Origin of the sequence: Aeromonas sp. HMWF015 (assembly GCF_963878965.1) — a bacterium.
Taxonomy (GTDB): Bacteria; Pseudomonadota; Gammaproteobacteria; order Enterobacterales; family Aeromonadaceae; genus Aeromonas; species Aeromonas veronii.
On record NZ_CAWNZT010000189.1, the window covers coordinates 1 to 4,166 of the forward strand.

3 protein-coding genes are annotated in these 4,166 nt (G+C 55.1%); all 3 read right to left on the bottom strand.

Annotation, left to right across the window (positions count from 1 at the left end):
• Positions 1-135: 135 nt before the first annotated feature.
• Positions 136-1,779 carry a methyl-accepting chemotaxis protein gene (locus AACS18_RS09985; RefSeq protein ID WP_308810795.1) on the bottom strand — a complete coding sequence of 548 codons (1,644 nt, stop codon included), beginning with the start codon at positions 1,777-1,779 and terminating at the stop codon, positions 136-138.
• A gap of 73 nt (positions 1,780-1,852) precedes the next feature.
• A complete protein-coding gene (locus AACS18_RS09990; RefSeq protein WP_108612245.1) occupies positions 1,853-3,079 on the bottom strand; it encodes an EAL domain-containing response regulator in 1,227 nt (408 codons plus the stop codon).
• A 13-nt stretch (positions 3,080-3,092) separates the two neighbouring features.
• Positions 3,093-4,163 (bottom strand): protein-glutamate methylesterase/protein-glutamine glutaminase, encoded by a 1,071-nt coding sequence (locus AACS18_RS09995; RefSeq protein ID WP_108612246.1) that lies wholly within the window; start codon positions 4,161-4,163, stop codon positions 3,093-3,095.
• Positions 4,164-4,166 lie beyond the last annotated feature (3 nt).

Genomic DNA, 4,166 nt, shown 5'->3' on the forward strand with positions numbered 1-4,166 from the left:
CCGCCACAACCTCTGTCACTCACAATTCTCATACTGGTAGTGCTGAAACCGATGCTAATTGAACAAACAGAACTTGAACCGATTACGCTGGTTGAATAGACCACAAACCCGTCGGTTTGCGGTCTGAATGAATGCTTAGACCTTGAAGAAGCGGATCCCCTGATCCAGCTGCTGAATGATGTCGGTGAGCTGGGATGCATCGTGGTTTACGCTCTCGGCCGCAGCCACGTTCTCCACTGACATCTGGGTGATCTCTTCGACGGATTGGGCAATCAACTGGCTAGCTGCAGCCTGTTCATGGAGCATGGAACTGATCTCCTGAATAAGGCCAACCACCTTGCGTGAACTCTGATCAACCTGAGCCATGGTGTTGCTGGAGTTGTCAGTGGTCTCCCGCACGGTATCCATGCTGTCGGCGCATGTATTCATCCCTTTCACCGCACCAGTCGCCCCTTGCTGGATGGACTGGAGCATCTCGTTGATCTCCTGGGTTGCTTGTGTGGTACGAGCCGCCAGGGTGCGAACCTCATCTGCCACCACCGCAAAGCCACGTCCCATGTCACCGGCGCGAGCAGCTTCAATGGCGGCATTCAGTGCCAGCAGGTTGGTCTGGTCGGCAACCCCCTGGATCATCACCGAGATCTGGCTGATCCGTGTGATGTCATCAAACAGCCCTTGAACTTGCTTGGCGGAGTCATTGACCGCAGCCGTTACCCGCACCACCTCTTGGGAGGCTCGTTTGACCTGCTCTTCACCGGCATGGGCGATCTCGCCGGACTCCATGACGACAGTATTGGCCTGATTGGCGAAGGAGGAGAGCTGGGAGACCGAGGTCGTCAACTCTTCCACCGAAGCGGCGGTATTGGCGGTAGCCAGCGACTGTTGCTGGGAGCTGGTGTTGACCTGCTGAGCGGCGGCAACCAGCTGAGAGGAGCTGGCGGTGAGTCCTTCGGCTGCATGCTGCATGGTGGAGACAATATCGCGCAGACTGCGGCGAGTATTGACCATCGAGATCTGGATCTGGGTCAGTTCATCATTGCCTTCCGGATTGTCTTTCGCCGTGAGATAACCACCGGCCAATTGCTTGATCTCTTCCATGATGCTGGCCAGCGGCTGGTTGATGCTGTTGCTCAGCAGCCAACCGAGCAGCAGGGACAAGATGACGGAGAGGGTGAGAATGGTGTAGGTGGTGGTAGTGAGGTCAGCGACGATCACATCACTGTCGTTATAGGCTTTGGTGCCCAGTTGTTCATTGATATCCACCAGCTTGCTGAGCAGATCATCGGTCACTTGGAAAGTGGCAGCGGCTTCGCCTTTCATCAGTTTGACGGCGGTGTCGTTGTCATTGGCATAGCTGGCGGCCATGGCTTTTTTGGCGGCTGCTTTATAGAGGGGCCAGGTGCGGTCAACTTCTGCCAATGCGACTTTTTCTGGTTCGGTCAACTCGGTGGCGCGATATTTATTGAGCAACGCCTGCATTTTTTGCTCGTGGTCATCCATTTCACGGGCAATGTTGTCCATCCCGGCCTGGGTTGGTTCGATAACATAATCAAACAGCGAGCGGTTATGGTAGATCGCCTGCATATTGGCGTTGGCAATATCTTTGATGGGCGTCAAATTGTTGAGATACATGCTATTGAGCATGTCATTGACGACGGCTGTATTTTGTTTGCCATATATCCCCACCCCGATCAGGATGAGGTTTACCAGTAAAAATGAGATTATCAATCGCACTTTAATGGAAACCTGACGTATTAGATTGTTCATAGATAGCCTCATGCTAATGGTTAGCGTTCCTTGCAGTGATAAAGCGACTGCTTTTGAACTATTCCCCCTTGGTCAGGGGACAAATTCAATATGGTCTGGCCGGTTTGGTTGGTCTGGCTTGCCATTCGGCAAACCAGTTTTCAATTTGATCCAGCGGCAGGGGGCGACTGATGTAATATCCTTGTGCCAGTTCACACCCCAGCAATGTGAGTTGTTGCCAGTCCTCTTCGCTCTCAACCCCTTCGGCCACTGTCTTGAGCCCCAGCTTTTGGCTCATCACTATCGCTGAGGTCAATATAGCCAACTTCTTGGGGCTGGTATGGGCGTCATGGACAAATTCTTTATCAATCTTGATCTCGGTAAAGGGACAGCGAGATAACTGCTTCATGGAAGAGTAGCCGGTACCATAATCATCCATGGCGACGCCAAATCCCCGTAATCTCAGCCGCGCCAGCGTGCCCAGCGACATAGCCAGATTTGACATAAAGGTGGTTTCGGTCACCTCGATAATAATGGCACTGCAGGGCAATTGGTGTTCCTGGACAATCTCGACCATTTTTCCAACCAGTTTATCGGTGGTCAGCAGAGTGACCGGCATATTAATGGAGCAGCTGAGTGGCGAGGGCAGGGTGGTCAGCTTATTGAGTCCTCGGCAGGTGGCGTGTAAAAACGCATAGAAAAAGTCCAGCGCCAGTTGCCCCTGTTCCAGATGATGGACAAAGCAGATGGGTGGCAGTACCCCGTGTTCCGGGTGATGCCAGCGAACCAGCGCTTCGAAGCCATAGAGAGTGGCATCCATCATGGCGACCTTGGGTTGCAGAAAGGGAACCAGTTGCCCTTCTTCCAGCGCCTGCCGCACATCCTCGGCGGTAAAGCTGAGTTGCATCCAGTTGTTGTTTTTACGGTGTTTCATGGGGTCGCAATGTTGCAGCATATTGTGCAGATCCTGCTGCCGGATCGGCTTGGCCAGCACGCCGATCACCTCCAGCGTGCCAGCATCGGCGATAGAGTGGATTACGTCCAGTACATCCCGATCGACGGCGCTCATGACGGCGATAAACATCTGATAATGAGCATTTATTTCCAGCTGACTAATGAGTTCAACCCCATCCATACCGGGCATGTTGAGATCAGTGATCAGCAGGTCGACGTGATCGATCTGCTGCAGTTTGTCCAGAGCATCCTGACCATCGCTGGCGAGATGGATTTGGCCAAAGCCCAGCTCCTGCAGCAGGCAGGTCACCTCATACTGCTGAGTGCGAGAATCATCGACCACCAGGGCGCAGCGGCCCTGCCATTGTACTAATGACATAGCTAATCCCTCATCAATCCGGGCGACCGAGTGTCTGGGTTATCTGTGTGAGTGACATCACTTCGTCGACCCCTCCGTGGGCGATCGCCTCTTTTGGCATGCCAAATACCACACAGCTGGCTTCATCCTGAGCAATAGTGCGGGCGCCGGTATCGCGTAGCTCTCGCAAACCACGGGCACCGTCATCCCCCATGCCGGTCATGATGACGCCGAGTGCATTGTGTCCCGCACTCACCGCCACCGAGCGAAACAGCACATCGACCGAGGGGCAATGGCGGGAGACCGGCGGCCCCTCTTTCACTTCCGCCAGGTATTGGGCACCACTGCGCTGGATCAGCAGATGCTTGCCCCCCGGCGCAATGAGCGCCACCCCGGGCAGCAGGCGATCCCCCGTGACCGCCTCTTTGACTTCAATCTGGGACAGACCGTTGAGCCGCTCGGCAAACGAGGCGGTAAATCTGGCGGGCATGTGTTGCACGATGGCCAAACCCGGGCAGCTGGTGGGCAACCGGGTCAGCAGGTACTCCAACGCTTGGGTGCCACCGGTCGAGGTGCCAAGGGCGATGATCCGCTCGGTGGTTTTGAATTTGATCCGCTCGGCTGGGGCAGAGAGCATGGCATCGGCGCTGCGTTTGGGGGCGGGTACGAAGCCTGCGGGCTGGTTGGTCGGCATCAGGTTGCGCAGCTTGGCGTTGACCGCCATGCGGATCTCCTGGATCAGCTCGTTGGCTGATTGCTGCAGAAAGCTTTTAATGCCGACGACCGGTTTGGTGATGATCGAGATGGCGCCAGCGGCGAGGGCATCCAGTGTGACGGCGGCCCCTTCTTCGGTCAGAGAGGAGCAGATGATGACCGGTGTCGGGCGTTCGCTCATGATTTTTCTCAAAAAAGTGATGCCATCCATCCGCGGCATTTCAATATCGAGAATGATCACGTCCGGCCAACTCTTCTTCATCTGCTGCATGGCAAAGATGGGATCGAATGCGGCGCCCAGCACCTCGATATCGGGGGCTTTGTCCAGCATCTGGGTCAGCACTTCACGCACCAACGCCGAGTCGTCAACGATCAATACCCGTATGGTCATAGT